Raw genomic sequence first — 5,956 nt, 5'->3', positions numbered from 1 at the left:
TTGAAAAATCCTCTTTTGTTTCTTTATGCGATAATTGTAATTCCGTTTGAACTGATTGTTGCGATTCCTGGATTAAATCATAAGTTTCCTTGTTGGTGCTGATACCAATTAATATTCTGATTTTTTCAGTATTTTCTAATGATCTATATAGTGAATGAAATCCACTTGTGTAGAAATATCCAACCAAACAATCAAAATATTGAGAATCTTTAATAAGAGCGGCAAATCTATCTACCAACTTATTATTTTCCTCGTTTGTTATAAATGTTAAATCGGTAGTCATAATTAACTAATAATTTAGAACAATATAATTATGGTTTGAAATTGGTTTCAATTTATCAAACTATTTTTTCCTATAAACATTCAATCCGATTTTGATATCTTCCTTATCAGGAATTGACTGATTCCCCTCAGTTGATGCAATAATAATTGTTTTTCCAGAAGATGATGGGCCAAACTCTTTAGATAAGTCAACTATTATAGTTAGAATATCTCCATTTTGTGACATTTCAACATTTTTCATCTCGTAACACCTCCACACACTTGTGTAAATTTTATATGAAGTATCCATCTAGTAGATTGATCTAAAATTATTCTACATCATATAAGTCGATATTTATTTATGTAGACGTTGGTTAAATTATTGCAAATAATTGATGCAATTAAGTAATAACATAGTTTATATTATTAGTGAAGACATTTAGAAAGCCAAATATGATACCTCATACCGAATCAGGTTCTTTTTCCACTTATCTTCCCGAAGGGTGCAAATTGTGCCAGAAGGGTGCTAAAATGGTGCTTTTTGTGACTGGTCTGTGCTCCAGGGATTGTTTCTACTGTCCTATATCAGAAGAACGCTCAGGAATTGATGTGATATTTGCCAATGAACGGCCTGTATATTCTGACAATGATATTCTGGAAGAAGCCTGTAGTATGAATGCCCTTGGCACCGGGATCACAGGAGGTGAACCACTGCTGGTGCAAGACAGGGTTGCAGGGTATATCGAACTCTTAAAGGAGCATTTTGGTAAGTCCCACCACATACATCTTTATACATCCCAATCTCCTCAAAGAGATATTTTGCAGAAACTAAAAACAGCAGGCCTTGATGAGATACGTTTCCATCCTGACATATTTGACAGACAGTCTCTCAAGGAGTTTATAAGATCCGTGAAGTGGGCCAAAGAGCTGGATATTGATGTGGGTTTTGAAATTCCTTCCAGAAAAGGGGCAGAGCATGTGGCACACGCAGCCATGGACCAGGACATTTTCCTTAATATGAATGAACTGGAATTCTCTCATTCAAACGCTGAAGCAATGAAGGAGCATGGTTTTACTATTTCAAACGATGTAAGTTGTGGTGCATCAGGGAGTCAGGCTGTAGCTTCTGATATTTTCAGGCAAAATCCCGGATTAAAAGCTCATTTTTGTTCATCGTGCTTTAAGGACGCGGTTCAGCTTCGCACGAGACTGCTGCGAATAGCAGAAACCACAGCTCGCGAATTTGATGAGATAACTCCGGACGGTACGCTATTCTATGGTGTAATAGAGGGTGATGTTGAAGAGATTGTCGAAATGCTGAATGAACTGGAAGTACCTAAAAAACATTATTGTCCCGGCAAAACCCGTGTGGAACTGGGTTGGTGGGTGCTGGAAGAGATTTCCAGCGAGATCATAGACCACTTCACTGCCTGGTATGAAGAAAGCTATCCAACATACGGCAGGCTGGTAGTTGAAAGAATTCCTCTGGACTTGGAGGGTGCGGCTGTTTAAAGACAATGTTTATTTACCTTAAAAAGAACATATTCAATCTCAATTCTGGAAAAAATTATTACGGTGGTAATACTGAACGAGATTAACAATCAAGCTAAAGAAAGGTTAATAAAATATTTACGTCGTGATGAGACGAACCTTCGAAAAACGGTATTGAAATTATTTCTAATTGGAGAAACCTATACCACGAACGATATTTATAATAATCTTATCGAGCAGGGATTTGACGTGAATTATAGGGGTGTATCGGCAATGGTTGGATTGATGAATACCAGGCTTGGTATTTTGCGTATCGACGTGACACGGGAACACAATCACTATTCTCTTAAGGAAGACTTTAGTGAGATTGTAAAGAGTGTACTGGATACTTTTTAATATTTTCAAAATGATTTTGGATTATAGGTATTATGCTTCGGGTTGGAGTTGTGGGTTGTGGTGCCATTGGTTCAATTATCTGCCGTGCGTTAGATACTGGAATAACAGGAGCACAACTGCTAGCTGTACACGAACATCATATTGAATTGGCTGACCAACTTTGTGAAACTCTCTCCCGGCCTCCGTCGTTAATGAAGATCAGGGAAATGGTCAAGAAAGTTGATTTAATAGTGGAAGCCGCCTCCCCTGAGGCAGTCCCGCAGGTGGCTATCCCGGCACTTGAGAAAGGGTGCGATGTAATGATAATGAGTGTGGGTGCGCTTGTAGATTCTGAATTACTTAATAAACTCATATCCCTGGCAGAGGAGCATAACTGCAAGATATACCTGCCTTCGGGAGCTGTTGCGGGTGTCGATGGTATCAAGTCTGCCTCTTCCGCAAATATTTATTCTGTTACACTGACCACTACAAAACCTCCAAAAGGTCTGGCAGGCGCACCGTTTGTGGTTGAGAATAATATTGATCCGTATAAATTCAAAACCCCCACGATCATTTTCGAGGGTACAGCAAAGGAAGCTGTAAAAGCCTTCCCCGCAAACGTAAATGTAGCTGCTACTATTAGTCTTGCCGGAATCGGGGTAGATAAAACACATGTCAAAATAAAGGTGGACCCTACCATTGATCGTAACCGGCATGAGATCAAAGTGGAAGGGGATTTCGGTACATTTACTACCCTCGTTGAAAACATACCATCTCCTGAAAACCCTAAGACAAGTTATCTCGCACCGCTCTCAGCAATAGCGACCCTCAGGAAGATTGCCAGCCCGCTGCAGATAGGAACATAATAATAGATTACAGGAGCAGATCATCATTATCTCGATAAAACATCTTTCAAAGACGTTTGGAAATAATGTTGTTCTTCATGATATTGATCTTGATATAGAAACCGGGGAATTTCTTACGATTTTCGGTCCCAATGGTGCTGGTAAGACCACTATGGTAAAGATCATGTCCACATTGATCAGCCCGACGGCCGGGACTGTCCTGATAGAAGACCATAATGTAAAGGAATCCCCACTTGAGGTAAGGCAGTTAATAGGTATAATCTCACATGAGACCTATCTATATCAGGACCTTACCGCCAGGGAGAACCTGACGTTTTTTGGCAGAATGTACGGCATGCCAAAGGATACGCTGGACTCAAGGATACACGAGCTGACCGATCAGGTCGGGCTGAAATACAGGCTTGACGACAGGGTCGGAACCTTCAGCAGGGGCATGAAACAGCGTTTGAGCATTGCAAGGGCTATTCTTCATGACCCTAAGATATTGTTCCTGGATGAACCCTATACCGGACTTGACCAGCATGCAGCTGCCACCTTTGACAGGATATTAAGCGAGTTGGATGTTTCAGATAAGACCCAGGTCATGGTCTCCCATGATATTGAGAGGGGCATAAACCTGGCAGATAGGATCATTATCCTGTTTGAAGGAAAAATTGTTTACCAGGCTGCCAGATCTGAAATTAAGGACATTGAACAATTTCGTGAAACATATGATCATTATGTGCATGAGGTGTGAGAATTGAGAGAAATCCTCTATATGGCCTGGAAAGACCTGTTGATGGAGTTCAGGACCAAACAGATGCTGAACAGCATGGTAATCTTCTCACTTCTCGTGATCGTGATATTCAATTATTCCTTCAGCAATATCTTATTTGACATTGAAATGTCAGATATCGCACCCGGTATCCTGTGGATAGCTTTTACTTTTGCAGGAATGCTGGGTCTGTCCCGGTCATTCGCAAGTGAAAAAGAGGATGGGTGTCTGGACGCTCTTAAACTATGCCCCATAGACCCATCAACGATCTATCTGGGAAAGGTAATATCAAATCTTGTAATAATGTTCATTATTGAGTTGATAATTGTACCCCTGTTCATTGTCCTATTCAATTTCACAGATATCCAGGGACTTTTGGCTCTATCAGTTGTTATATTGCTGGGCACAATCGGGTTCATTCTTGTTGGGACATTGTTCTCGGCCCTGACGGTCAGTATGCGAACAAGGGAAATATTGTTACCTGTGATCTTATTCCCGATCATTATACCGCTTATCATGTCTGCTGTGATGGCAACCCAGAATGTGCTATCCACGGGTGGTCTTTCTGCAGCATCAGCAGAAGTCAGGATGCTTATAGTATATGATGTGGTGTTCTTTATTGCTTCACAGCTGGTTTTTGAATATGTGATAGAGGATTAATGATCCCTGAATATAATGGAATCAAGGACAGGGTTATACTATCAAACTTAATATCTGTTTTTATGCATTCTAATAACATTAAATTGTAATCAATACTATAAAATAATGACATCAAACAGTAATTAATTATTAATCCCTGGTGGAAAACTGGTAATGTAAAGGATTCCTTGCTAAAACCATACAAAAGGCACATCTATTCTGATATTGAAAAATATATTGACAGAAGACAGATAATGCTTATATGGGGATTAAGAAGAACTGGAAAAACAATACTCATGTTCCAGCTCATACAGGATATTCTCGCATACACTGATAATAAGAACCTGTTCTATTTTTCCTTCGCTGAGGTCGTATTTGATCTTAAAGAGATTCTTGAAAGCTATCAAAGAATTGTTTTAGGCAGCAGTTTTGATGAGACTGAAGGGAAGATGTTCATTTTTCTGGATGAGATACAGAAAGTGGATGACTGGGAAAACAAGATAAAAGTTTATTATGACCTTTATCCGAATATAAAATTCTTTATTTCTGGTTCGGCATCTGTCAGTCTGAGAAAAAAATCAACAGAAAGCCTTGCAGGAAGGATTATGGTTTTTCAGATGAAGTTGCTCTCATTTGCTGAACTTATCGAGATTAATGGAAGGGACTTAACGCTGATAAGGGAAGATCCTGATCTTTGGAAAAGAGAACTAATCCCCCTATTTTACCGGTATATTAAATTCGGGATGTTTCCTGAACTCTACGATGAAAGAGATGAGGATTTCGCACGGCAATATATTTTAAACAATGTCATTGAGAGGGTCATATATAAAGACCTGCCAGATGAATTTGAGATAAAAGATGTTGAGCTGCTTAAAACCCTGGTATATATAATTAGCAAAAAACCGGGCATGATAGTCAATTATAAGGAGATCGCCAAAGACCTTGGAAAAGACCAGAGGACCATTGCCAATTATCTTAATCGTTATACCCCGCAGCTCTGCTGCGGTTGGGACAAACCGTAGTAGCAACTTTTAATCGTAAGTATATATTAACATATATGACCGAGTTAAACCATGCATGCCACTGTGTTTATAAAATTCGGTAACATATGGTTTTTTGCATAAAATATAGGAAAAAAATATTATTCAACAAAGATAGAGTTGAATTTTTCAAAGAAATATGTTCTGAGATTGGAGAAAGATATTGGTTTGAGTTTGATGCAATAGGTACAGATGGAGATCACGTGCATATTTTTGTTGGTGCAGCACCAAGATATGCACCTTCAAGGATTATGCAAATTCTTAAAAGTATTACGGCCAAGAACATTTTTAAGAAATACCCCGATATTAAAAAACAACTATGGGGTGGACATTTTTGGAGTGATGGTGGATATATAGGGACGGTTGGAGATGGAGTTACAACTGATATTATAAAGAGGTATGTTGAGACGCAAGGTACTAAAGAAGAAAAGGAAGGTTGCAAGCAAATGAAACTTTTAGATTTCAAATAAAAACGGAGTTGTAAAGCGACGGCACGTCATGCCCCGCAGCTCTGCTGCGGTTGGGTGTGC

The 5,956-nt window shown here is 39.3% G+C and carries 8 protein-coding genes and 1 pseudogene; 7 read left to right on the top strand and 2 right to left on the bottom strand.

The features are described from left to right. Both IBX40_10400 and IBX40_10395 read right to left on the bottom strand, forming a co-directional pair. Window positions 1-283 (bottom strand): hypothetical protein (locus IBX40_10400; protein ID MBE0524727.1); only part of this gene is annotated, 283 nt, incomplete at its 3' end. Window positions 284-343: 60 nt separating this feature from the next. Continuing rightward, window positions 344-523, bottom strand: a complete 180-nt coding sequence (locus IBX40_10395; GenBank protein MBE0524726.1) for a hypothetical protein — start codon at window positions 521-523, stop codon at window positions 344-346. A 191-nt stretch (window positions 524-714) separates the two neighbouring features. Here IBX40_10395 and IBX40_10390 point away from each other — a divergent pair, with 191 nt between their 5' ends. The 7 genes and pseudogenes from IBX40_10390 to tnpA all read left to right on the top strand — a co-directional run bounded on the left by IBX40_10390 (window position 715) and on the right by tnpA (window position 5,896). Continuing rightward, a complete protein-coding gene (locus tag IBX40_10390; GenBank protein MBE0524725.1) occupies window positions 715-1,773 on the top strand; it encodes a radical SAM protein in 1,059 nt (352 codons plus the stop codon). Between the two features lie 69 nt (window positions 1,774-1,842). After that, on the top strand, window positions 1,843-2,148 hold the full coding sequence (locus IBX40_10385; protein MBE0524724.1) for a DUF2551 domain-containing protein: 306 nt from the start codon (window positions 1,843-1,845) through the stop codon (window positions 2,146-2,148). 32 nt (window positions 2,149-2,180) lie between these two features. Further along, window positions 2,181-2,993, top strand: a complete 813-nt coding sequence (locus IBX40_10380) for an aspartate dehydrogenase (protein MBE0524723.1) — start codon at window positions 2,181-2,183, stop codon at window positions 2,991-2,993. 19 nt (window positions 2,994-3,012) lie between these two features. Continuing rightward, complete coding sequence (locus IBX40_10375; protein ID MBE0524722.1) at window positions 3,013-3,729, top strand: ABC transporter ATP-binding protein; 717 nt, start codon at window positions 3,013-3,015, stop codon at window positions 3,727-3,729. Between the two features lie 21 nt (window positions 3,730-3,750). Continuing rightward, the gene (locus tag IBX40_10370; protein ID MBE0524721.1) at window positions 3,751-4,407 is read left to right on the top strand and encodes a heme exporter protein CcmB; all 657 of its coding nucleotides are present in this window, start codon (window positions 3,751-3,753) and stop codon (window positions 4,405-4,407) included. A 167-nt stretch (window positions 4,408-4,574) separates the two neighbouring features. Then, window positions 4,575-5,408 carry an ATP-binding protein gene (locus tag IBX40_10365; protein ID MBE0524720.1) on the top strand — a complete coding sequence of 278 codons (834 nt, stop codon included), beginning with the start codon at window positions 4,575-4,577 and terminating at the stop codon, window positions 5,406-5,408. A gap of 35 nt (window positions 5,409-5,443) precedes the next feature. Further along, window positions 5,444-5,896: pseudogene (gene tnpA / locus IBX40_10360) on the top strand (IS200/IS605 family transposase). Window positions 5,897-5,956 lie beyond the last annotated feature (60 nt).

It is taken from the genome of Methanosarcinales archaeon (assembly GCA_014859725.1).
Classification (GTDB): Archaea; Halobacteriota; Methanosarcinia; order Methanosarcinales; family Methanocomedenaceae; genus Kmv04.
The sequence above is the reverse complement of the archived record's forward strand: the minus strand, read 5'-3'. Positions and strand labels throughout refer to the sequence as shown.

Bases quoted from the DNA above. Each gene is read 5' to 3' on its own strand.
- IBX40_10390 (MBE0524725.1), top strand. From the start codon at position 715: ATGATACCTCATACCGAATCAGGTTCTTTTTCCACTTATCTTCCCGAA.
- IBX40_10395 (MBE0524726.1), bottom strand. From the start codon at position 523: ATGAAAAATGTTGAAATGTCACAAAATGGAGATATTCTAACTATAATA.
- IBX40_10380 (MBE0524723.1), top strand. From the start codon at position 2,181: ATGCTTCGGGTTGGAGTTGTGGGTTGTGGTGCCATTGGTTCAATTATC.
- IBX40_10370 (MBE0524721.1), top strand. From the start codon at position 3,751: ATGGCCTGGAAAGACCTGTTGATGGAGTTCAGGACCAAACAGATGCTG.